The organism is Streptomyces sp. NPDC041205 (assembly GCF_055591765.1).
The window spans coordinates 1192785-1216357 of record NZ_JBVIZH010000001.1; the positions used below are offsets into that span (position 1 = coordinate 1192785).

At 72.0% G+C, this 23573-nt stretch carries 17 protein-coding genes; 8 read left to right on the top strand and 9 right to left on the bottom strand.

The window, feature by feature from the left end; genetic code table 11:
* Position 1: 1 nt before the first annotated feature.
* The 7 genes from ACZ6BG_RS05215 to iolC all read right to left on the bottom strand — a co-directional run bounded on the left by ACZ6BG_RS05215 (position 2) and on the right by iolC (position 8627).
* Positions 2 to 472 (bottom strand): ABC transporter permease, encoded by a 471-nt coding sequence (locus ACZ6BG_RS05215; RefSeq protein WP_468997035.1) that lies wholly within the window; start codon positions 470 to 472, stop codon positions 2 to 4.
* Between the two features lie 259 nt (positions 473 to 731).
* A complete protein-coding gene (locus ACZ6BG_RS05220; protein ID WP_468997037.1) occupies positions 732 to 2156 on the bottom strand; it encodes an APC family permease in 1425 nt (474 codons plus the stop codon).
* Positions 2157 to 2488: 332 nt separating this feature from the next.
* Positions 2489 to 4000, bottom strand: coding sequence for a CoA-acylating methylmalonate-semialdehyde dehydrogenase (mmsA, locus tag ACZ6BG_RS05225; RefSeq protein ID WP_468997940.1), 1512 nt, complete (start codon positions 3998 to 4000; stop codon positions 2489 to 2491).
* A gap of 23 nt (positions 4001 to 4023) precedes the next feature.
* Entirely contained in the window at positions 4024 to 5931 is a 1908-nt protein-coding gene (gene iolD / locus ACZ6BG_RS05230; RefSeq protein WP_468997039.1) for a 3D-(3,5/4)-trihydroxycyclohexane-1,2-dione acylhydrolase (decyclizing), read from the bottom strand.
* On the bottom strand, positions 5928 to 6731 hold the full coding sequence (iolB, locus tag ACZ6BG_RS05235; RefSeq protein WP_468997041.1) for a 5-deoxy-glucuronate isomerase: 804 nt from the start codon (positions 6729 to 6731) through the stop codon (positions 5928 to 5930). Before iolB ends, iolD begins: the two co-directional genes overlap by 4 nt.
* Positions 6732 to 6762: 31 nt before the next feature.
* Positions 6763 to 7647, bottom strand: a complete 885-nt coding sequence (locus ACZ6BG_RS05240) for a Cgl0159 family (beta/alpha)8-fold protein (protein ID WP_468997043.1) — start codon at positions 7645 to 7647, stop codon at positions 6763 to 6765.
* The gene (iolC, locus tag ACZ6BG_RS05245) at positions 7644 to 8627 is read right to left on the bottom strand and encodes a 5-dehydro-2-deoxygluconokinase (RefSeq protein ID WP_468997045.1); all 984 of its coding nucleotides are present in this window, start codon (positions 8625 to 8627) and stop codon (positions 7644 to 7646) included. Before iolC ends, ACZ6BG_RS05240 begins: the two co-directional genes overlap by 4 nt.
* A gap of 127 nt (positions 8628 to 8754) precedes the next feature.
* On the opposite strand from iolC, the gene ACZ6BG_RS05250 reads away from it, so the two are divergent.
* From ACZ6BG_RS05250 to ACZ6BG_RS05270, 5 genes are all read left to right on the top strand, one after another.
* Positions 8755 to 9681: a sugar phosphate isomerase/epimerase family protein gene (locus tag ACZ6BG_RS05250; protein ID WP_468997047.1), complete on the top strand. Its 927-nt coding sequence runs from the start codon at positions 8755 to 8757 to the stop codon at positions 9679 to 9681.
* Positions 9682 to 9790: 109 nt separating this feature from the next.
* Complete coding sequence (locus ACZ6BG_RS05255) at positions 9791 to 10795, top strand: helix-turn-helix domain-containing protein (protein WP_468997050.1); 1005 nt, start codon at positions 9791 to 9793, stop codon at positions 10793 to 10795.
* Positions 10796 to 11179: 384 nt separating this feature from the next.
* Positions 11180 to 11380: a helix-turn-helix transcriptional regulator gene (locus ACZ6BG_RS05260; protein ID WP_190113812.1), complete on the top strand. Its 201-nt coding sequence runs from the start codon at positions 11180 to 11182 to the stop codon at positions 11378 to 11380.
* A gap of 139 nt (positions 11381 to 11519) precedes the next feature.
* Positions 11520 to 11765, top strand: a complete 246-nt coding sequence (locus ACZ6BG_RS05265; RefSeq protein ID WP_468997053.1) for a heavy-metal-associated domain-containing protein — start codon at positions 11520 to 11522, stop codon at positions 11763 to 11765.
* Between the two features lie 82 nt (positions 11766 to 11847).
* The gene (locus ACZ6BG_RS05270) at positions 11848 to 14109 is read left to right on the top strand and encodes a heavy metal translocating P-type ATPase (protein ID WP_468997054.1); all 2262 of its coding nucleotides are present in this window, start codon (positions 11848 to 11850) and stop codon (positions 14107 to 14109) included.
* A gap of 606 nt (positions 14110 to 14715) precedes the next feature.
* Here ACZ6BG_RS05270 and ACZ6BG_RS05275 read toward each other — a convergent pair.
* Both ACZ6BG_RS05275 and recD2 read right to left on the bottom strand, forming a co-directional pair.
* Complete coding sequence (locus ACZ6BG_RS05275; RefSeq protein ID WP_468449809.1) at positions 14716 to 16014, bottom strand: citrate synthase; 1299 nt, start codon at positions 16012 to 16014, stop codon at positions 14716 to 14718.
* A 228-nt stretch (positions 16015 to 16242) separates the two neighbouring features.
* A complete protein-coding gene (gene recD2 / locus ACZ6BG_RS05280) occupies positions 16243 to 18495 on the bottom strand; it encodes an SF1B family DNA helicase RecD2 (protein WP_468997057.1) in 2253 nt (750 codons plus the stop codon).
* A gap of 313 nt (positions 18496 to 18808) precedes the next feature.
* Between recD2 and ACZ6BG_RS05285 the strand changes: the two genes are divergently transcribed.
* The 3 genes from ACZ6BG_RS05285 to ACZ6BG_RS05295 are packed head-to-tail and all read left to right on the top strand — an operon-like array spanning position 18809 to position 23485.
* Positions 18809 to 19849: a LacI family DNA-binding transcriptional regulator gene (locus ACZ6BG_RS05285; protein WP_468997059.1), complete on the top strand. Its 1041-nt coding sequence runs from the start codon at positions 18809 to 18811 to the stop codon at positions 19847 to 19849.
* Entirely contained in the window at positions 19846 to 21528 is a 1683-nt protein-coding gene (locus ACZ6BG_RS05290) for a sugar ABC transporter ATP-binding protein (RefSeq protein WP_468997062.1), read from the top strand. The genes ACZ6BG_RS05285 and ACZ6BG_RS05290 overlap by 4 nt, the downstream gene beginning before the upstream one ends.
* Positions 21515 to 23485 carry an ABC transporter permease/substrate-binding protein gene (locus tag ACZ6BG_RS05295; RefSeq protein ID WP_468997064.1) on the top strand — a complete coding sequence of 657 codons (1971 nt, stop codon included), beginning with the start codon at positions 21515 to 21517 and terminating at the stop codon, positions 23483 to 23485. Before ACZ6BG_RS05290 ends, ACZ6BG_RS05295 begins: the two co-directional genes overlap by 14 nt.
* Positions 23486 to 23573: the final 88 nt, after the last annotated feature.

Here is a 23573-nt window from a genome sequence, read left to right on the forward strand (position 1 = left end):
CTCAGCTCTTGACCGCCCGGCCGAAGACCGAGCGGGCCCAGAGGAAGCCGACCAGGGTCAGGCCCGCGATCCAGGCCAGGGCCTGGGCGCCGCTGGTGCCGATCCCGGTGCCGAGCAGCAGCCCGCGCAGCGTCTCGTTGATCGGCGTGAAGGGCTGGTACTCGGCGAACCAGCGCAGGCCCGTCGGCATCGATTCGGGGGTGACCACCGCGGAGCCGAGGAAGGGCAGGAAGGTCAGCGGCGCGGGCGCGTTGCTGGCCGCCTCGACGGTCCTCGCGCCCAGGCCCATGGCGGCCGACACAGCCGGTTTCTCCGGCGACGAGTTGGACGGGGCCGTGACCACGCTCCTGACGTTCGTGACCGGCACGGCCCTGGAGGACGCGGCCGCCGCCACCCTGCGGGCCCAGATCCGCAGGCGGGGCGGCGACGAGGAGCGGGAGGTCAAGGAGGTCGTCGAGTGGGCGAACGACATCGCGAAGGAGTTCCCTCGGCTGCGCGCCCGCATCGAGGCGGGGGCGCGGGCCCGCCTCACGGAGGAGCGGGACGCACGGGCCCAGGACGCTCAGGACACCCAGGACACCCAGGACCCGGACACGCGGCAGTCGCACACCCCGGAGCCCCGCACCACCCCCGGAGGTCAGAGCCCCGCGAGGATCACCTTCGGCGTCGAGACCATCCTCGAGGCCCGCCTGAGCGCCCGGACCGGCAGCGGGCCCGCGCGCCAGCCGGGACTACTCCCGCATGTCCTCCGGCACACTCACCAGCCACCGGCTCTCCCGGCGCGGCCGCAGGTAGCAGAGCCAGTAAAGCGTCGCCGCGCCCACGATCCCGCCCGTCCAGAGCAGGTACGAGGCCTCCTGGCGGCTCAGCACGTACGCGAGCACCGCGATCAGCACCACCGGAACCCCCGGCCACAGCGGCATCCGCCAGGCCGGCGCGTGCCGGTGCGTCCCGCGCCGGGCGAGCAGCGCCGCGACGGCGACCAGCAGGTACATCCCGGTCACGGACACCCCGGTCACCCCGTAGAGGGTGTCCAGGTTCACGAAGCACAGCGCGGCGCCCGGCACGCCCACCAGGAGCGTGGCGACCCAGGGCGAGCCGAAGCGGCCGAGCCGCGACAGGACGTTGTTCACGGGCTCGGGCCAGGCCTTGTCGCGGGCGGAGGCGAACAGGACCCGCGAGTTCTGGATCACCATGACGATGCCCGCGTTGATGATGGCGAGGGCGACGCACAGGCTGATGAAGGTGCCGACCCCGGAGCTGGACCAGGCGGCGACCATGCCGCCGATGTCACCGCTGGTGAGCGCGGCGAGATCGGGCGCGCCCATGGTGATGGCGGCGACCGGCACGAGGAGCACGACCGCCGAGATGCCGAGGGTGAGCAGCACGGTGCGGGTGACGTTCCTGCGGGGGTCCTCCATCTCCTCGGAGAGGTACACGGCCGTGGAGAAGCCCTGGGTGACGAAGAGGGCGATGGCGAGCCCGGAGACGATCAGCATGGCGGTGACGGTCTTGGTGCCGTCGCCGGAGCCGGACCCCGTGGCCACGGTGAGGTCGACGAGGCTGCCCGCGCCCCGCTCGGCGTGCGCGAACCCGAGCACGGCCACCACACCGGCCGCGACCACCTCCAGGACCAGGAAGATCCCGGTGATCCACGCGTTCGCCCGCAGGTCGAGCAGGCCCGCGAGGGTGGCCAGGAGCATCACGCCGGCGCCCGCCGTGGACGGGTCCAGGTGCACGACCGGGGCGAGGTAGTCGGCCGTGCCCATGGCGATCACCGGCGGCACGATCATCACGACGAGCAGGGACAGGACGAACACCAGCCAGCCCGCGAGCCGTCCGGCCATGGTCGACACCATCGCGTACTCGCCGCCCGCGCTGGGGATGAGGGTGCCCAGCTCCGAGTAGCAGAACGCGACGCCCACACACAGCAGCGCGCCGATGGCGATGGTGAGGGCGGTGGCGGTGCCGAGCGAGGAGAAGAGGTCGGGCACGACCACGAAGAGCGTGGAGGCGGGCGTGACGCAGGACAGCGTGAGCAGGGTGCCGCCGACGACGCCGATGGAACGCTTCAGCTTGCGCGGGGCCTGTTCCGGCTCCGGGGCCGCCTCCGGCGCGAGGGTCGCGGGCGAAGGCGTGTGCAGCGTTTCGGTCATACGGCGGATCCGATCGGCTCGTACCAAGGGGGGAGGCAGAGCCGTCAGGAAACCCCGGCGTAAGGGGAACGTCAATGCCCGTTTGCCTACGGAATCCGCACCCCGGCCAGTCATCAACTCACCATTGAATCCCAGCCCTTCACACCCCTAGGTGAATTTCAACTGATCAGCTCCGCGCATGACCTTCAATACCAAGGTCAATTACGACCAGTACCTCTGCCACCCGTTTCATCCCGTCTGTACGAGAACCGCAGCCCGAGCCCCGAAAAACAAACGAAGCCGTCCGGAGTCCGGACGGCTTCGTGCCCTACCACTGCCTTATGGCGTACCGCTCAGTGATTGCGCGGGAACCCCAGGTCCACGCCCGCCGGGGCGTCCGACGGGTCCGGCCAGCGGGTCGTGACGACCTTGCCGCGGGTGTAGAAGTGCGTGCCGTCGTTGCCGTAGATGTGGTGGTCGCCGAAGAGCGAGTCCTTCCAGCCGCCGAAGGAGTGGTAGCCCACCGGCACCGGGATCGGCACGTTCACGCCGACCATGCCCGCCTCCACCTCCAGCTGGAAGCGCCGCGCGGCGCCGCCGTCCCGGGTGAAGATCGCGGTGCCGTTGCCGAACGGCGAGGCGTTGATGAGGGCGAGCCCCTCCTCGTACGTGTCGACGCGCAGCACGCACAGCACCGGGCCGAAGATCTCGTCCTTGTACGCGTCCGCCGTCACCGGCACCCGGTCGAGCAGCGAGAGCCCGATCCAGTGGCCGTCAGCGCATTCGGGGTGGCCCTCGACGGTGTAGCCGGTGCCGTCCAGGACGACCTCGCTGCCCTGCGCCGCCGCGCCCGTCACGTACGACGCCACCTTGTCGCGGTGGGCGGCGGTGATGAGCGGGCCCATCTCGGAGGCCGGGTCGGTGCCGGGGCCGATCTTGATCTTCTCGGCGCGCTCCTTGATCTTGGCGACCAGTTCGTCGCCGACCGCGCCGACGGCCACGACCGCGGAGATGGCCATGCAGCGCTCGCCCGCCGAGCCGTACGCGGCCGAGACGGCGGCGTCGGCGGCCGCGTCCAGGTCGGCGTCCGGCAGGACGAGCATGTGGTTCTTGGCGCCGCCGAGTGCCTGGACGCGCTTGCCGTTGGCGGAGGCGGTGGTGTGGATGTAGCGGGCGATCGGGGTGGAGCCGACGAAGGAGACGGCGGCCACGTCCGGGTGCTCCAGGAGGCGGTCCACGGCCACCTTGTCGCCGTGCACGACGTTGAACACGCCGTCCGGCAGGCCCGCCTCGGCGAGCAGCTCCGCGACGCGCATCGACGCCGAGGGGTCCTTCTCGCTGGGCTTGAGCACGAAGGTGTTGCCGCACGCGATGGCGAGCGGGAACATCCACATCGGCACCATGGCCGGGAAGTTGAAGGGCGTGATGCCCGCGACCACGCCGAGGGGCTGGCGGATCGAGGAGACGTCCACGCGGCTCGCGACCTGCGTGGACAGCTCGCCCTTGAGCTGCACGTTGATGCCGCAGGCCAGGTCGACGACCTCCAGGCCGCGGGCGACCTCGCCGAGGGCGTCGGAGTGCACCTTGCCGTGCTCGGCGGTGATCAGCTCGGCGATCTCGTCGCGGTGCGCGTCGAGCAGCGCCCGGAACTTGAACAGGACCGAGGTGCGCTGGGCGAGCGAGGACTGGCCCCAGGTCGTGTACGCGGCCTTCGCGGCGGCCACCGCCGCGTCCACCTCGTCCACCGACGCGAAGGCGACGCGGGTCGTCACGGCACCGGTCGCCGGGTCGGTGACGGGGCCGTACGTACCGGACGCACCCTCGACGGTCTTGCCACCGATCCAGTGGTCGACGGTCTTCGTCATGCTCGTCATGCCGAGAATTCCCTTCACAGATGGCGGCGCCGGGCTGAGACGTGCCGGTCGTACTCCTCGCGTGCCTTGACCGCCGACGCCCGGGTCGCGGTCTCGGCCACGGGCACATCCCACCACGCCTGCGCGGGGGGCGGGCCCGACACTGTGTCTGCCGTTTCCGTCTCCACGTAGACACATGTGGGGCCGTCCGCTTCGCGTGCTTCGCGCAGGGCCTCGCGCAGGTCGCGGACGGTCTTCGCGCGCCGCACCGGCAGTCCGAGCGAGGCCGCGTTGGCGGCGAGGTCGACGGGCAGCGGGGCACCCGTGTAGGTGCCGTCGGGCGCCCGGTGGCGGTAGGCGGTGCCGAACCGCTCGCCGCCGACGGACTCCGAGAGGCCCCCGATGGAGGCGTACCCGTGGTTCTGCAGGATCACGACCTTGATCGGGATGTTCTCCTGGACGGCCGTGACGATCTCGGTGGGCATCATCAGATACGTCCCGTCGCCGACCAGCGCCCACACGGGCCGCTCCGGCGAGGCGAGCGAGACCCCGATCGCGGCGGGGATCTCGTAGCCCATGCAGGAGTAGCCGTACTCCACGTGGTACTGCCGGGGCGAGCGCGCCCGCCACAGCTTGTGCAGGTCGCCGGGGAGCGAACCGGCCGCGTTGATGAGGACGTCGGCGTCGGTGACCAGCTCGTCGAGCAGGCCGAGCACCTGCGCCTGGGTGGGCCGCACATCGGGTTCGTCCGCTTCGTAGGCGGCGTCGACACGGTGCTCCCAGCGGGCCTTGTCGTCGACGTACTCGTTCGCGTACGCGGGGTCGACGCGATGGCCGGACAGCATGTCCCGCAGCCCTTCGAGGGCGGCGCGGGCGTCGGCGACGACGGTGGCGCCCGCCATCTTGTGGGCGTCGAACGCGGCGACGTTGATGTTGAGGAAGCGCACGCCGGGCGCGGCGAAGAGGGTGCCGGAGGCAGTGGTGAAGTCGGTGTAGCGGGTGCCGACGCCGATCACCAGGTCGGCGGTGCGGGCGAGTTCGTCGGCGGTCGCGGTGCCGGTGTGGCCGATGCCGCCGACGTCGGCGGGGTGGTCGTGGCGCAGCGAGCCCTTGCCGGCCTGGGTGGAGGCGACGGGGATGCCGGTGGCGCCCGCGAGGTCGGCGAGTGCCTGCTCGGCGGCGCTGTGGTGGACGCCGCCGCCCGCGATGATCAGGGGCCGGTCGCTGCCCTGCACCAGGCGGGCGGCGGCGGCGAGTTCGGCGGGGTCGGGGGCCTGGCGGCGTACCGTCCAGACCCGCTCGACGAAGAACTCCTCGGGCCAGTCGAAGGCTTCCGCCTGCACGTCCTGCGGCAGCGCGAGGGTCACCGCGCCCGTGTCGACGGGGTCGGTGAGCACGCGCATCGCCTGGAGCGCGGCCGGGATCAGCGCCTCGGGGCGGGTGATGCGGTCGAAGTACTTCGAGACGGGCCGCAGGCAGTCGTTCACGGACACGTCGCCCGCGTACGGCACTTCGAGCTGCTGGAGGACGGGGTCGGCGGGGCGGGTCGCGAAGGTGTCGCCGGGGAGCAGGAGCACCGGCAGGTGGTTGACGGTCGCGAGCGCGGCGCCCGTGACGAGGTTGGTGGCGCCGGGGCCGATGGACGTCGTCACGGCGTGCGTGGACAGGCGGCCGCACTGCCGGGCGTACCCGACGGCCGCGTGCACCATGGCCTGTTCGTTGCGGCCCTGGTGGAACGGCATCCGCTCGCCGTACTCCACGAGCGCCTGGCCGAGTCCGGCGACGTTGCCGTGCCCGAAGATGCCCCAGGTCGCGCCGATGAGGCGGCGCCGCTCGCCGTCCCGCTCGGTGAACTGCCGCGCCAGGAAGCGCACCAGGGCCTGGGCCGTCGTGAGCCGGACCGTGCCGGGCGCGCCGCGCGTGCCGCCCTGCGTTTCGCTCATCGGTAACCCTCCGTGTGGTCGGGGTGGAAGCAGATCTTCCACTCCCGCTCGTTCCCCGGTCCCGCCATGACGTTCAGGTAGTACATGGTGTGCCCCGGCTGGGCGATGGACGGGCCGTGCCAGCCGTCGGGCACGAGCACCGCGTCGCCGGAGCGCACCTCGGCGAGCAGGTCGGTGCCGCCCTCGCGGGAGGGGGACACCCGCTGGTAGCCGAAGCCGTTGTCGCCCTCGATCTCGAAGTAGTAGATCTCCTCGAGGACCGACTCGACGCCGGGGCGGTGCTCGTCGTGCTTGTGCGGCGGGTACGAGGACCAGTTGCCGCCCGGCGTGATCACCTCCACGGCGATCAGCCGGTCGCAGTCGAAGGCGTCCGCGGACGCGAAGTTGCGGACCTGGCGCGCGCAGCTTCCGCTGCCGCGCGCTTCGACGGGGACCTCCGGCGCGGGGCCGTAGCGGGCGGGGAGTCGGCGCTCGCACTTCGCTCCTGCCAGGGCGAAGCGGCCTCCCACGCCGGAGGCGATCTGGATATGGGCGTCACGGGGAACGTAAGCGAAGTCGGTGGCTCCGCTGAACACGCTCTCGCGGCCCAGGAGTTCGATGATCTCGCCCTCCGCGTGCACCGTACAGCCGCCGGTCAGCGGGAGCACGATCCATTCACTCTCACCGGTGGCGAAGGAGTGCATTCCACCCGCCGGGATGTCGAGGACTCGCAGCCCGGCATACGTCCAGGCTGCGCTTTTGGGGTCGATGGCGACGGCGTACGTCCCATCGGCCGCACTTCCTTTTGGTACGTACGTCATGCGGGGCTCCTCCTGATCGCGTACGTCACGGCTACAACAGGCCGACCGCGGTGTCGACCGCGCCCGCGACATCGCCGTCCGCCGGGTAGAGCAGTGTCCGGCCCGCGACCAGGCCCTGCACGGTGGGCAGGCACAGGGCGCCGCGCCACTTCTCGTACGCGGCGTCCGCGTCGCCCGCGATGTCGCCGCCGAGCAGCACGGCGGGCAGCGTCGAGGTCTCCATGACGCGGGCCATGTCGTCGGGGTTCTCGGTGACGGGGACCTTCAGCCAGGTGTACGCCGAGGTGCCGCCGAGTCCCGCGGCGATGGCGATGGACCGGGTGACGGCCGCCGCGCTCAGGTCGTTGCGCAGCACCCCGTCGTCGGACCTGCGGCACAGGAACGGCTCGACGAACACGGGCAGTTTGCGCGCGGCCATGCCGTCGACGGCCCGCGCGGTGGCCTCCAGGGTCGCCAGGGAGCCCGGGTCGGCGTAGTCGACGCGCAGCAGCAGCTTGCCCGCGTCGAAGCCGAGGCGGCGCAGGTCCCGGGGGCGGTAGCCGGTGAAGCGGTCGTCCAGCTCGAACGCGGCGCCCGCGAGGCCGCCGCGGTTCATGGACCCCATGACGACCTTGCCCTCCAGGGCGCCGAGCAGGAGCAGGTCGTCGAGGATGTCCGCGGTGGCCAGCACTCCGTCCACCCCCGGCCGCGACAGGGCCAGGCACAGTCGCTCCAGGAGGTCGGCCCGGTCGGCCATCGCCATCGGGTCCTTCCCGACGCCGAGGGCGCCCCGGGCCGGATGGTCCGCCGCGATGATCATGAGCCGCCCGGAGTCCCCGACCAGCTCCCGCCGCTTGCGCCGGGCGGCGGCCTCGGCGATGGCCTCGGGCTCCCGCACCCGGGTCCGTACGAGCCGGGCCACGTCCACGGCGGTCATGTGACGGCCCCCGCTGCAAGCGCGGCGTCCACCTCGGACGCGTACGGCATCGCCGAGGAGCACTCCAGGCGGGAGGCGACGATCGCCCCCGCCGCGTTGGCGTACCGGATCACCCGCTCCAACTCCCACCCGGCCAGCAGCCCGTGACACAGCGCCCCACCGAACGCGTCCCCCGCCCCGAGCCCGTTCAGGACGGTCACGGGCAGCGGCGGCACCTCGACGGTGTCCCCCTCGCGGTTCATGGCGAGCACCCCCTTGGGCCCCTGCTTGACCACGGCCAGCTCGACCCCGGCCGACAGGAGCGCCCCCGCGGCGGCCCGCGGCTCCCGCACCCCCGTGGCGATCTCCACCTCGTCCACGTTGCCGACGGCGACGCTCGCGTGCCGCAGCGCGGCGGCGTAGTGCGGCCGGGCCTCGTCGGGGTCGTTCCAGAACATGGGCCGCCAGTCGAGGTCGAAGACGGTGATGCCGCCGGAGCGCGCGCCGAGCGCGGCGACGGTCGCCGTCCTGCTGGGCTCCGCGCACAGCCCGGTCCCGGTCATCCAGAAGATGCTGGCCTCGGCGATCGCGTCGAGGTCGAGGTCGGCCGCGGCCAGCTCCAGGTCGGGTGCCTTGGGCTGACGGTAGAAGTACAGCGGGAAGTCGTCGGGCGGGAAGATCTCGCAGAACGTCACGGGCGTGGGCAGCCCGGCGACCTCGCCGACCCATCGGTCGTCGACGCCGAACTCCCGCAGCTGCTCCCGCAGGTACGTGCCGAAGGGGTCCTGTCCCGTCCGCGTGACGACACCCACGCGCCGCCCGAGCCGCGCCGCCGCGACCGCCACGTTCGTGGCCGAGCCGCCGAGGAACTTCCCGAAGGTCGTGACCTTCGAGAGCGGCACCCCGGTCTGCAGGGGGTAGAGGTCCACCCCGATCCGGCCCATCGTGATGACGTCGTACGGGTCGTACGGATCGGTGTTCGGATCGCTCACCCTGCACATCCCTTCCTGGAGGCAGCCTGCCGCCTCCCCCAGGTCTAATCCCGTCCCAGGAACCCTGTCAACATTTTGTCCTTACATTCGGACTACTCCTTGACACTCTTCTCGGCCGCCGTGGAGGCTGACGCCCATGGCGACCCAGACCTCCTTGACCCCATCGTCGGCTTTGTCCCGCATCCGCGTCGGCTCGGCCCCCGACTCCTGGGGCGTGTGGTTCCCCGAGGATCCCCAGCAGGTCCCCTGGACGCGCTTCCTGGACGAGGTCGCCGACTCCGGTTACGAGTGGATCGAGCTGGGCCCGTACGGCTATCTGCCGACCGACCCGGCGCGGCTGACCGCCGAGACGGACCGCCGGGGCCTCAAGGTGTCCGCGGGGACGGTCTTCACGGGTCTGCACCACGGCCCGGACGTCTGGGACAGGACCTGGGAGCACGTCTCCGCCATCGCGGAGCTGACCCGGGCGACGGGCGCGCGCCACCTGGTCGTCATCCCGTCCTTCTGGCGGGACGACAAGACCGGCGAGGTCCTGGAGGACTCCACCCTCACCCCCGAGCAGTGGCGCCGGCTCACCACCCAGACCGAGCGCCTGGGCCGCGAGGTGCGCGAGCGCTACGGCCTCGACATCGTCGTCCACCCGCACGCCGACACCCACATCGACACCGAGGAGAACGTCACCCGCTTCCTGGACGGGACGGACTCCGACCTGGTGTCGCTGTGCCTGGACACCGGGCACTACGCCTACTGCGGCGGCGACAGCGTCAAGCTCATCGAGACGTACGGCGAGCGCCTCGGCTATCTGCACCTGAAGCAGGTCGACCCGGCCGTGCTCGCCGAAGTGCGCGCGCAGGACATGCCGTTCGGGCCCGCCGTCGCGCGCGGCGTGATGTGCGAGCCGCCGACCGGGGTGCCCGCGCTCGAACCGGTCCTCGCGGCGGCGGCGAGGCTGGACGTCGACCTGTTCGCCATCGTCGAGCAGGACATGTACCCGTGCGAGCCGGACAAGCCGCTGCCGATCGCCCGCCGCACCCGCTCGTTCCTGCGCTCCTGCGGGGCCTAGGACCCGTCCCCGGCACCCGGCTCCGCCCCGGGCCTCCTGCGCGGCGCCCGCGTACGGCACGCTGGTCGCACGACGGGCGAGGCCGGGCCGACGACGAGCGGGAGGCCGGATGAACACGGGCCGCTGGCACGACGCACGCACGCGCACCGCGGTGCGCTCCCTGCACGGCCCGGACGGCCTCTGGGAGGTCGCCCTGGCCCGGCCGCACCCGCGGCTGCGTCCCGGCGTCATCAGCTACCGCGGCTTCCGGCTCGCCCTCGGCGCGCCCCGGCGGCGGCTCGAAGTCCCCATCGGCGCCGTCACCTTGATGCTCGGCTTCGGTGACCAACTGCGCATCCGGGACCTCACGGGCTCCGCGCGCCCGCCGGTGTCCCTGGTCTCGGTGGTCTCCGGGCTCACCACGCGGCCGGTGCTCGGCGAGCACGACGGACGGCTCGCGGGCGTCGAGGTGCTGCTCACGCCGTGGGCCGCGTTCACGCTCCTCGCCACGGAGCAGCACGAGCTGGCCGAGCGCGCCCTGGATCCGGACGTGCTCGGCGTCCGGCCCGGGCGGGGCCGGCGGGAGGGGGTCGGGGACCTCGCGTCGGCGCTCGGCGCGCTGCCCCGCTGGAGCGACCGCTTCGGCCTCCTCGACGACGTCCTCACCCGCTGGTCCGAGGACGGGCCGCCGTGCTCGGCGCGGACCGTGCGGGCCTGGGAGGAGCTGGTGCGGAGCCGCGGCCGGGCGTCCGTGGCCCGGATCGCGGAGGAGGTCGGCTGGAGCGTGCGGCAGTTGGAGAACCGGTTCCGCGAACAGATCGGCGTCGGCCCGAAGGCGGCGGGCCGGATCCTGCGCCTCCAGCACGCCCGCCGGCTGCTCGCCGCGGGCCGCGGCCAGGCGGAGACGGCCGCGCTCTGCGGCTTCTACGACCAGGCGCACCTCAGCGGCGAGTTCAAGGCGATGACGGGCTGCACCCCGCGCCGGTTCGCGCTCGCCGGGGCCGCCGCGCTCCCGGCGCACAGCGGGCCGCCGTCCGCCGAGCGGCTCGCGGGCGAGCAGACGAGCCTGGTCCTCGCGCCCGGCACACCGGGGCAGCGGGCGCTGTTCGCGAAGACCGCAGGCCGCCGCCGCTGAGGACCGGCCGACCGGGGGCCACGCCTCGGCAGGGGCACCAGCGCGCCGAGGCAGAGGCACCGGCGCACCGGCGGCAAGGGCACCCGCACGCCAGGCAAGGGCACCGGCGCACCGACTCCCGGGGCCGCCACCACGGGTAATCACGCGCCCCGGACACGCCCCGCGCCCGCGCCCTTCGCGGGCGACACTTCCGTCACAAACGCCCCTTTCTCGTCACACATGTCTCGCGTACGCGGGTCTTGCGTCACAGCCAGTCGACAGACGCCCCCGCGCGGTCACTCTGCGTCGTTCACGGGGCACAGGCTGAGTGATCGCCAGTGCCGCGCCCAGCTCCCCCGTCGGCCGTTCCGGCCGCCCCTGGGCGCGCGCAGGGAGGAGCCACCCATGACCGACCGAAGGCTCTGGTCGTACAAGGACATCGCGGCGCACATCCGGGTCCAGCCCGACACCGTGCGCTCCTACCGCAAGCACGGTCTGCTGCCCGAGCCCGACCACGTCGAGGGCGGCAAGCCCTACTGGTACGCCGACACCATCCGCGCCTGGGTCGCGTCCCGGCCGGGCAACCGCGCCCGCAGGGACGGCTGAGACGAGCCCGGCGCCCCCTCTTGGATGAGTACCCCCTAGGGGTATAGTGTGAAGCACGTCAGGGGTTCCCTGGAACCCACGGGACCCCACGCGTGCGCAGACGTCCGACACGTCCACACCTTTCACCGAGGAGAACGACATGACCGCCAACGCCCAGACCTCGCAGACCGAATCCGTCACCACGGTGTTCGCCGTGAAGGGCATGACGTGCGGCCACTGTGAGGGCGCCGTGGCCGACGAGATCGGCGAGCTGGCGGGCGTCCACTCGGTCAAGGCCGAGGCCGCCAGCGGCAAGGTGACCGTGGTCTCCGCCGCCGCGCTGGACGAGGAGGCGGTCCGCGCCGCCGTCGACGAGGCCGGCTACGAGCTCGTCGGCAAGGCCTGACCGCCGCCCCTCCCCTCCCCCGGGCCCCGCGGCACGCCACCCACGGCCGCGGGGCCCGGCGCCTTTCCCCGAAAGAGCCGCCATGAACACCTCCGAGGTCGAACTCGCCATCGGCGGAATGACCTGCGCCTCCTGCTCGGCCCGCATCGAGAGGAAGCTGAACCGCATCGAGGGCGTGACCGCGTCGGTCAACCTCGCCACCGAGAAGGCCAAGGTCTCCTACGCGGACGGGGTCGAGGTCGGCCAACTCCTCGCCACCGTCGAGAAGCTCGGCTATTCGGCGCGCGAGATCGTGCCGCCCCCGCCGGACGCCGGGCCGGACGACGGCGCCGACCTGCCCGTCACCATCGACCTCACCGAGGCCGACCGGCTCCTGCAGCGCCTGCTCGTCTCCGCCGCCCTCGCGCTGCCCGTCGTGGTGCTCGCGATGGTGCCCTCGCTCCAGTTCGAGTACTGGCAGTGGCTGTCCCTGACACTCGCCGCGCCGGTCGTCGTGTGGGGCGGGCTGCCCTTCCACAAGGCGGCGCTCGCCAACGCCCGGCACGGCGCGGCGACCATGGACACCCTGGTGTCCCTCGGCACGCTCGCCGCGTTCGGCTGGTCGGTGTGGGCGCTGTTCCTCGGCACGGCGGGCGAGCCGGGCATGCGGCACGGCTTCGAGTTCACGATCGCGCGCGGCGACAGCTCCTCGGCGCTCTATCTCGAAGTGGCCGCAGGCGTCGTCACGTTCATCCTGCTCGGCCGCTATCTGGAGGCCCGCTCCAAGCGGAAGGCGGGCGCGGCCCTGCGGGCCCTGCTCGAACTCGGCGCCAAGGACGTGTCCGTGCTCGGCGCCGACGGCACGGAGACGCGGATCCCGGTGGGGCGGCTCGCCGTCGGGGACCGCTTCGTCGTCCGGCCCGGCGAGACCGTCGCCACCGACGGCACCGTCGTCGAGGGCGCGTCCGCCGTCGACGTGTCGATGCTGACCGGCGAGTCCGTGCCCGCCGACGTCACGGTCGGGGACGCGGTGACCGGCGCGACCGTGAACGCGGGCGGGCGCCTGGTCGTCGCGGCCACCCGCGTCGGCGCCGACACCCAACTGGCCCGCATGGCCCGGCTCGTCGAGGACGCGCAGAGCGGCAAGGCCGAGGTGCAGCGCCTGGCCGACCGGGTCGCCGCCGTGTTCGTCCCCGTCGTCATCGCGCTCGCCGTGGCCACGCTCGGCTTCTGGCTGGGCAACGGCGTGGGCGCGGCCGCGGCGTTCACGGCCGCCGTCGCCGTACTGATCATCGCCTGCCCGTGCGCCCTCGGCCTCGCCACGCCCACCGCCCTGCTCGTCGGCACCGGCCGCGGCGCCCAGCTCGGCATCCTCATCAAGGGCCCCGAGGTCCTGGAGTCCACCCGCCGCGTCGACACGATCGTCCTCGACAAGACCGGCACGGTGACGACGGGCCGCATGGCCCTCCAGGACGTGTACGCGGCCGAGGGCGCCGACGAGAAGGAGCTGCTGCGGCTCGCGGGCGCCCTGGAGCACGCCTCCGAGCACCCGGTGGCGCGGGCCGTCGCGGCGGGCGCCGCCCAGCGGCTCGGCCTCGACGCGGGCGCCCTGCCGGTGCCGACGCGCTTCGAGAACGCCCCCGGGGCCGGGGTGCGCGGCACGGTCGACGGGCACGAGGTGCTCGCCGGGCGCGAACGGCTGCTCGCCGATGCGGGCGTGACCGGCCTGGCCGGGCTGACCGCCGCCCGGGAGCGGGCCGAGGCCGCGGGCCGCACCGCCGTCCTCGTCGCCGTGGACGGGGTGGCCCGCGGGCTGCTCGCGATCGCCGACACGGTCAAGGACACCAGCCCCGAGGCCGTACGCCGACTGCGCGAACTCGGCCTCGAACCGGTCCTCCTGACCGGCGACAACCGATCCGTGGCCGAGGCGGTCGCGGCGGCCGTCGGCATCGCCCCCGACGCCGTGCACGCCGAGGTGCTGCCCGAGGACAAGGCCGACGTGGTGCGCCGCCTCCAGGACGAGGGGCGGGTCGTGGCCATGGTCGGCGACGGCGTGAACGACGCGGCGGCCCTGGCGACGGCCGATCTGGGGCTGGCCATGGGCACGGGCACCGACGCGGCCATCGAGGCGGGCGACCTCACCCTCGTCCGGGGCGACCTGCGGGTGGCCGCCGACGCGATCCGGCTCGCCCGCCGCACCCTCGCCACCATCAAGGGCAACCTCTGCTGGGCCTTCGGCTACAACGTCGCCGCGCTGCCCCTCGCGGCGGCCGGACTGCTCAACCCGATGATCGCCGGAGCGGCCATGGCGTTCTCCTCCGTGTTCGTCGTCACCAACAGCCTCCGCTTGCGGTCTTTCACATAGCCTCGCGATCCTTCACACTGTCTTCGCGGGACTCTCACCTCGAGCGAGATATCCGCATATGGGCCCCCTTGCGTCCGTTCGATGGCATATGCAAGAGACGTAGATCACAGCGATCGCAACGTAACCATCAGGGGGGCTCGCGAGTCTAAGAGGGCGACACCAGAGGGATCTTGGGGGATCCATCGGGCGTCGGGGGACATCTTGGGGGATGTCCCGGATGTGTTGGCCGGGGCACGTGCACCGGGGAGCTTTGAGCGGCCCTCCCGATCTCGTACGCGTCCCGGCAGAACGCAGACCACACAAACTCCCGGCCGGATCCCGTGGGGGGAATCCGCACCGGGGCACAGGAAAGCGCCCCGACCGTCGACCCGTGGGGGGATCGACGGCGGGGCGTTTTTCATGGCCGGGGCGCCTTGACCAGTGGGCGCCTGTCCGGCCGACGTAAGCCCCGTCAGGGGCGCGGGGAACTGCGCGACCAGCCACAACAAAAGCCGCAGACGCGTCTGCCGGGATCCCGGCAGACGCGTCTGCGGCTTCTCGCACGCTGAGCGCGCAGTTCCCCGCGCCCCTTACGGGGCACAGGGCAAAGTCAGCCGCGGCCGCAGGCTAGCGGGACTCCACCGGGACGAAGTCCCGGATGACCTCGCCGGTGTAGATCTGGCGGGGGCGCCCGATACGCGAGCCGGGCTCCTTGATCATCTCGTGCCACTGGGCGATCCAGCCGGGCAGACGCCCCAGAGCGAAGAGCACCGTGAACATCTCGGTCGGGAAGCCCATGGCGCGGTAGATCAGGCCGGTGTAGAAGTCCACGTTGGGGTAGAGCTTGCGCTCGACGAAGTAGTCGTCGGCCAGCGCGTGCTCCTCCAGCTTGAGGGCGATGTCCAGGAGCTCGTCGGACTTGCCGAGCGCCGAGAGGACGTCGTGCGCCGCCGCCTTGATGATCTTCGCCCGGGGGTCGAAGTTCTTGTAGACGCGGTGCCCGAAGCCCATGAGCTTCACGCCGTCTTCCTTGTTCTTCACCTTGCGGATGAAGGTGTCGACGTCGCCGCCGGAGGCCTGGATGCCCTCCAGCATCTCCAGGACCGACTGGTTGGCACCGCCGTGCAGCGGACCCCAGAGGGCGGAGATGCCCGCGGAGATCGACGCGAACATGTTGGCCTGCGAGGAGCCGACCAGCCGGACCGTGGACGTCGAACAGTTCTGCTCGTGGTCCGCGTGCAGGATCAGGAGCTTGTCGAGCGCGGCGACGACGACCGGGTCCAGGTCGTACTCGGCGGCGGGCACCGAGAAGGTCATGCGCAGGAAGTTCTCGACGTAGCCGAGGTCGTTGCGCGGGTAGACCACCGGGTGGCCGACCGACTTCTTGTACGCGTACGCCGCGATCGTCGGAAGCTTGGCGAGCAGCCGGATCGTCGAGAGGTGACGCTGCTTCTCGTCGAACGGGTTGTGGCTGTCCTGGTAGAACGTCGACAGCGCGCTGACCACGGAGGACAGCATCGCCATCGGGTGCGCGTCGCGCGGGAAGCCGTCGTAGAAGCGCTTGACGTCCTCGTGCAGCAGGGTGTGCTGGGTGATCTCGTTCTTGAAGGTCGCGAGCTCGTCGACCTTCGGCAGCTCGCCGTTGATCAGCAGGTACGCCACCTCGGTGAAGGTGGAGCGCTCCGCGAGCTGCTCGATCGGGTAGCCGCGGTAGCGCAGGATGCCCTGCTCGCCGTCGAGGTACGTGATGGCGGATTTATAGGCGGCCGTGTTGCCATAACCGCTGTCCAGGGTCACCAGACCGGTCTGGGCGCGGAGCTTGCCGATATCGAAGCCCTTGTCGCCGACAGTGGACTCGATCACCGGGTAGGTGTACTCGCCATCGCCGTACCGCAGTACTACAGCCTTGTTAGCGTTCTCGCTCACGTCATCCCTCACCGACGTTGTGCCTCTTCTTCGAGGTGCCCTGACTGTCTCTACCATCCCCCATTTGGCCCTGGAGAGTGCACTCGGGGTCGACCATTGGGCCTATTGGCGGCACTCAGTGCCGCCAACCTGCTCATCCTGCCCCCTTCGCCCCAGTTCCGAAAGTGCTGTGTGACGTTTCCGACTCGTTTGATCGATCAAAGGTCGGCAGTGCGTTGACGCCTACCCTCAGCCGCCGCGCCGAACCGCGAGCCGATGATCCAGGGCCGTCCACCTGCGGCCCGCGGAGACCGTGCGGACCGCCTGCCCCAGAGCCTTGCGCGAACCGACCAGGACGACCAGTTTCCTGGCCCGCGTCACGGCCGTGTAGAGCAGATTCCGCTGGAGCATCATCCAGGCGCCGGTGGTGACCGGGATCACCACAGCTGGGTACTCACTTCCCTGTGAGCGGTGGATCGTCACCGCGTAGGCGTGGGCGAGTTCGTCGAGTTCGTCGAAGTCGTACCCGACCTCCTCGTCCTCGTCCGTCTTGACCGTGAGGCGCTGCTCGTCGGCGTCCAGGGCGGTGACCACGCCCACCGTGCCGTTGAAGACGCCGTTCGCGCCCTTCTCGTAGTTGTTGCGGATCTGCGTGACCTTGTCGCCGACGCGGAAGACGCGGCCGCCGAAGCGCTTCTCCGGCAGGTCGGGGCGGCCGGGGGTGATGGCCTGCTGGAGCAGGCCGTTCAGATGGCCCGCGCCCGCCGGGCCCCGGTGCATGGGGGCGAGGACCTGCACGTCCCGGCGCGGATCGAGGCCGAACTTCGCGGGCAGGCGGCGCGCGGCCACGTCGACGGTGAGCCGCCCGGCCTCCTCGGTGTCGTCCTCGACGAAGAGGAAGAAGTCGTTCAGGCCCTGGGTCAGGGGTGGTTGCCCGGCGTTGATGCGGTGGGCGTTGGTGACCACGCCGGACTGCTGCGCCTGGCGGAAGACCCGGGTGAGGCGGACCGCGGGGACCGGTCCCTCCTCGCTGAGCAGGTCCCGCAGGACCTCGCCCGCGCCGACGCTGGGCAACTGGTCCACATCCCCCACGAAGAGCAGATGGGCGCCCGGCGGGACGGCCTTCACCAGCTTGTTGGCGAGGAGCAGGTCGAGCATGGAGGCCTCGTCGACGACCACCAGGTCGGCGTCCAGGGGCCGGTCCTTGTCGTACGCGGCGTCGCCGCCCGGCTTCAGCTCCAGGAGGCGGTGGACGGTGGAGGCCTCGGCGCCGGTCAGCTCGGCCAGGCGCTTGGCGGCGCGGCCCGTGGGCGCGGCGAGCAGCACCTTCGCCCTCTTCGCGCGGGCCAGCTCCACGATCGAGCGGACCGTGAAGGACTTGCCGCAGCCGGGCCCGCCGGTGAGGACGGCGACCTTGCTGGTCAGGGCGAGCTTGACGGCCTCCTCCTGCTCGGGCGCGAGGTCGGCCCCCGTGCGCCCCTTGAGCCAGCCGAGCGCCTTGTCCCAGGCGACGTCCCCGAAGCCCGGCATCCGGTCCTCCGGCGCCCGCAGCAGCCGCAGGACCTGGCCCGCGAGGGACAGCTCGGCGCGGTGGAAGGGGATCAGGTAGACGGCCGTGACGTCGTCGCCGTCCGGTCCGGGGACGGCCTCGCGGACCACCCCTTCGGGGTCCTTGGCCAGCTCGGCCAGGCAGTCGATGACGAGGCCCGTGTCGACCTGGAGGAGCTTGACCGCGTCGGCGATCAGGCGCTCCTCGGGCAGGAAGCAGTTGCCCTGGTCGGTGGATTGCGAAAGGGCGTACTGGAGACCGGCCTTGACGCGCTCCGGGCTGTCGTGCGGGATGCCGACGGACTGGGCGATGCGGTCGGCGGTGAGGAAGCCGATGCCCCACACGTCGGCGGCGAGGCGGTAGGGCTGATTCCGCACGATCGAGATGGAGGCGTCCTCGTACTTCTTGTAGATCCGCACGGCGATGGACGTGGAGACGCCGACGCCCTGGAGGAAGACCATCACCTCCTTGATGGCCTTCTGCTCCTCCCACGCGGCGGCGATCTTCTTCGTGCGCTTGGGGCCGAGGCCGGGGACCTCGATGAGGCGCTTGGGCTCGGTCTCGATGACGTCGAGGGTGTCCACGCCGAAGTGCGTCGTGATGCGGTCGGCCATCACCGGGCCGATGCCCTTGATGAGGCCGGAGCCCAGATAGCGCCGGATGCCCTGGATCGTGGCCGGGAGCACCGTCGTGTAGTTCTCGACGGTGAACTGCTTGCCGTACTGCGGGTGGGAGCCCCAACGCCCCTCCATCCGCAGCGACTCGCCGACCTGCGCACCGAGCAGCGCGCCGACCACGGTCAGCAGATCGCCGCCGCCCCGGCCGGTGTCCACACGCGCGACCGTGTACCCGTTCTCCTCGTTGGCGTACGTCACCCGCTCCAGGACGCCCTCGACAACGGCCATGCGGGGTGCGGGGACGCTGGCGCTGTTCGGCTGTGCGGCACTGGACATGCCCCGAAGCTACCGCCGCCCACTGACAGCGCCCCGTCGGGGGCGCGGGGAACTGCGCGCTCAGCGCGCGAAGAGCCGCAGACGCGTCTGCCGGGATCTCGGCAGACGCGACTGCGGCTTTGCTGTGGCCGGTCGCGCAGTTCCCCGCGCCCCTGACGGGGCTCAGGTCGGCCTGGCGGGCGCCCGCTGGTCAAGGCGCCCCCGCCAGCAAAAATCACGATCGAGTTTCAGCCAGCGGACAGGGGGTTGCCACCAGCCGTGTAATCGATTCCAATCCTCGTGTAATCGATTCCACGAGGAGGTGGCATCGGCAGTGGCAAGCGTCGGCATCAAAGACGTCGCGGCCCGCGCGGGCGTCTCCGTGGCCACGGTCTCGCGTGTCCTGAACGCGCACGCGTCCGTGAGTCCGGCCGCCCGGGAGCGTGTGCTCGCCGCGGTGGACGCGCTCGGCTACCGGCCCAACACGCTCGCGCGGTCCCTCAGGACGGACCAGACGCGCACGCTCGGCCTGGTCATCAGCGACGTGCTCAATCCGTACTTCACCGAACTGGCCCGCTCCGTCGAGGAGGAGGCCCGCGCGCTCGGCTACAGCATCATCTTCGGCAACGCCGACGAGCGGCCCGAGCTGCAGGACCACCACATCCGCACGCTCCTGGACCGCCGCATCGACGGCCTCCTCGTCTCCCCCGCCGACGGCGGCTCCCCGCTGGTCCTGGACGCGGCCCGCGCGGGCACCCCGATGGTCTTCGTCGACCGCTGGATCCCGGGCCTCGACGTGCCCGTGGTGCGGGCCGACGGCAGCTCCGCCGTGCGCGACCTGGTCGCGCATCTGCACGGGCTCGGCCACCGCAGGCTCGCCATCATCGCGGGCCCGGCGGCCACGACCACCGGCAGCGAGCGCGTGGCGGCCTTCCGGGACGCGCTGGCCGCGTACGGGCTCGAACTGCCGCGGGAGTACATCGGCCAGGGCGACTTCCAAGCCACGAGCGGGCGGCGCGCCACCGAGCGGTTCCTGGAGCTGCCCGAGCCGCCCGAAGTCGTCTTCGCCGCCGACAACTTGATGGCGCTCGGCGCGCTCGACGCGATCCGCGCGCGCGGCCTCCGGATTCCGCACGACATCGCGCTCGCCGCGTTCGACGACATCCCCTGGTTCGTGCACACCGATCCCCCGATCACGGCGATCGCCCAGCCCACGGGCGAGCTGGGCCGGGCCGCCGTGCGGGCGCTCACCGACCTGATCGAGGGCCGGGCGCCGGAGTCCGTGACGCTGCCCGCCCGCCTTGTCGTACGCGGTTCGTGCGGCGAGGCCCCCACAACCAGCACGACCGGCACGACCCGAAGGAGTGACGCATGACTGGCCCCGCACCGGTGCGCGACGCCGTGCAGGACGCACCGGAACTGCTGCGCGTCGAGGGCATCCGCAAGGCCTTCCCCGGCGTCGTCGCCCTCGACGGCGTGGACTTCGACCTGCGCGGCGGGGAGGTGCACGTACTCCTCGGCGAGAACGGGGCGGGCAAGAGCACGCTCATCAAGATGTTCTCCGGCGCCAACCAGCCCGACGCGGGCCGGATCCTCGTCGGCGGCGACGAGGTCCGCATCCACGGCGCGCAGGACGCCGAGCGCCTCGGGATCGCCACCATCTACCAGGAGTTCAACCTCGTCCCCGACCTCACGGTCGCCGAGAACGTCTTCCTGGGCCGGCAGCCCCGCCGCTTCGGCCTCATCGACCGCAAGAAGATGGAGGCCGAAGCCGCCGAGCTCCTCGCGCGCGTGGGCGTCGACGTGTCACCGCGCGCCCGCTGCCGCGAACTGGGCATCGCCCGGCTCCAGATGGTGGAGATCGCCAAGGCGCTCAGCCTGCACGCGCGCGTGCTCGTCATGGACGAGCCGACGGCCGTGCTCACCTCCGAGGAGGTGGAGAAGCTCTTCACCATCGTGCGGGGGCTGCGCGCCGACGGCGTCGGCGTCGTCTTCATCACCCACCACCTGGAGGAGATCGCCGCGCTCGGCGACCGTGTGAGCGTGCTGCGGGACGGCCGCAGCGTGGGCCAGGTGCCCGCGTCGACGCCCGAGGACGAACTCGTACGCCTCATGGTGGGCCGGTCCATCGAGCAGCAGTATCCGCGCGAGCGGACCGAGAAGGGTCAACAGGCCGACGGGGACGCGCCGTTGCTGCGGGTCCGCGGGCTCACGCGCGGCGGTGTCTTCCACGACGTCGGCTTCGAGGTGCGCGCCGGTGAGGTCGTCGGTGTGGCGGGCCTGGTCGGAGCGGGGCGCACGGAGGTGGCGCGGGCCGTGTTCGGCGCTGATCCGTACGACGCGGGCACGGTGGAGGTCGCGGGCCGTGCGCTGCCCCGGCACGACGTGTACGCGGCGATGACCGCCGGGGTCGGGCTCGTGCCGGAGGACCGCAAGGGCCAGGGGCTCGTGCTCGACGCGTCCGTGGAGGAGAACCTCGGCCTGGTGACGCTGCGGGCGGCGACCCGCGCGGGCCTGGTCGACCGGGCCGGGCAGCGCGCCGCCGCCGAGCGGATCGCGGGCCAACTGGGCGTACGGATGGCGGGACTCCACCAGCACGTGCGCACCCTCTCCGGCGGCAATCAGCAGAAGGTCGTCATCGGCAAGTGGCTCCTCGCCCAGGCGAAGGTCCTCATCCTCGACGAGCCGACGCGCGGCATCGACGTCGGCGCGAAGGTCGAGATCTACCAGCTCGTCAACGAGCTCACGGCCGCCGGGCACGCCGTCCTGATGATCTCCAGCGATCTGCCGGAGGTCCTCGGGATGAGCGACCGGGTCCTGGTCATGGCGCAGGGCCGGATCGCGGGCGAACTCGCCGCGGACGAGGCGACGCAGGACGCGGTGATGGCGCTGGCCGTCAGCACGGGGGCCTCGACGGCGCCTGTGGACGCCGCCTCGCCTGTGGACACCGGCGCCCCTGTGGACACCGGCGCTCCTGTGGACAACGACAACACCCCCGCGGGCGACGACGCCCCTGCCGGGGACGCGAAGGAGGACTCCCGTGGCAACCACTGACACCCGTCCGGACAAGACGGGCACAGGCGGCGCGGGCGGCGGCCTCGACCTGCGCCGCGTCCTGCTCGACAACGGCGCGCTCAGCGCCCTCGTGGTCCTGGTGGTCGCGATGTCGCTGCTCTCCGGCGACTTCCTGACCACGCAGAACCTCCTCAACGTCGGCGTGCAGGCGGCCGTGACGGCGATCCTCGCGTTCGGTGTCACCTTCGTCATCGTCGCGGCGGGCATCGACCTGTCGGTCGGCTCGGTGGCGGCGCTCTCGGCGACGGTCCTCGCCTGGTCGGCGACGAAGGAGGGCGTGCCCGTCTGGATCGCGGTGCTCCTCGCGGTCGCCACGGGCATCGCCTGCGGTCTGGTCAACGGCGTGCTCGTCTCGTACGGGAAACTGCCGCCCTTCATCGCGACCCTCGCGATGCTGTCGATCGGGCGCGGCCTGTCCCTGGTGATCTCGCAGGGCTCCCCCATCGCCTTCCCGGAGTCGGTCTCCAAGGTCGGCGACACGCTGGGCGGCTGGCTGCCGGTGCCGGTCATCGTGATGGTGGCGATGGGCCTGATCACGGCGCTGATCCTGACGCGTACGTACATCGGCCGCTCCATGTACGCGATCGGCGGCAACGAAGAGGCCGCGCGCCTCTCCGGTCTGCGCGTGAAGCGCCAGAAGATCGTCATCTACGCGCTCTCCGGCCTGTTCGCGGCCGTCGCGGGCATCGTGCTCGCCTCCCGTCTGGTGTCCGCGCAGCCGCAGGCCGCGCAGGGCTACGAGCTGGACGCGATCGCCGCGGTCGTCATCGGCGGCGCGAGCCTCGCGGGCGGCGTCGGCAAGGCGTCCGGGACGCTGATCGGCGCGCTGATCCTCGCGGTGCTGCGCAACGGCCTCAACCTCCTTTCCGTGTCGGCGTTCTGGCAGCAGGTCGTCATCGGCGTCGTGATCGCGCTGGCCGTGCTCCTCGACTCGCTGCGCAGGCGGGCCGGGGCGGGTTCGGGCGGGGGCGCCGTCGGCAGTACGTCCTCCGGGTCCGGGCGCAAGGGTCCGCAAGCCCTCACGTACACGCTCGCGGCCGTGGTCGCGGCAGCCGTCATCGCCGCGGTGTCCGTCTTCAACTCCGGCTCTTCGGGTACGTCGACGAAGATCGGCCTGTCCCTCTCCACCCTCAACAACCCCTTCTTCGTCCAGATGAAGGAGGGCGCGCAGGCGGAGGCCAGGAAGGCGGGCGTGGACCTGACGGTCACGGACGCGCAGAACGACGCGTCCCAACAGGCCAACCAGCTGCAGAACTTCACCAGCGAGAGCATGAAGGCCGTCATCGTCAACCCGGTCGACTCCGACGCCGTCGGCCCGGCCGCGCGCGCCGCGAACAAGGCGGACATCCCGGTGATCGCCGCCGACCGCGGCGTGAACAAGGCGGACGTCGCCACCCTCGTGGCCTCCGACAACGTCGCGGGCGGCAGGCAGGCCGCGAAGGCCCTCGCCGACAAGCTCGGCGGCAAGGGCGAGGTCGTCGTCCTCCAGGGCACCGCGGGCACCTCCGCGAGCCGCGAGCGCGGGCAGGGCTTCGCCGAGGGCATCAAGGCGTTCCCCGGCATCAAGGTCGTCGCCAAGCAGCCCGCGGACTTCGACCGCACCAAGGGCCTGGACGTCATGACGAACCTGCTCCAGGGCAACCCGGGCGTCGACGGCGTCTTCGCGGAGAACGACGAGATGGCGCTCGGCGCGGTCAAGGCGCTCGGCGACAAGGCGGGCGAGTCGGTGTCGGTGGTCGGCTTCGACGGCACCCCGGACGGCCTGAAGGCGGTCGAGGCGGGCACCTTGTACGCGTCGGTGGCGCAGCAGCCCGCGGAGCTGGGCCGGATCGCGGTGCGCAACGCGATCCGCGCGGCGGACGACAAGAAGGTCAACGCCGTGGTGAAGGTGCCGGTGAAGGTGGTCACGGAGAAGAACGTGGCACGGTTCAAGTGAGGTGCCGCGTGCGCGGGGCGTACGCGGGGCAAAGGGCAGCAGTCCCTGACACGGGGACCACGGGGAACTTGGGAAAGGCAGAACCACG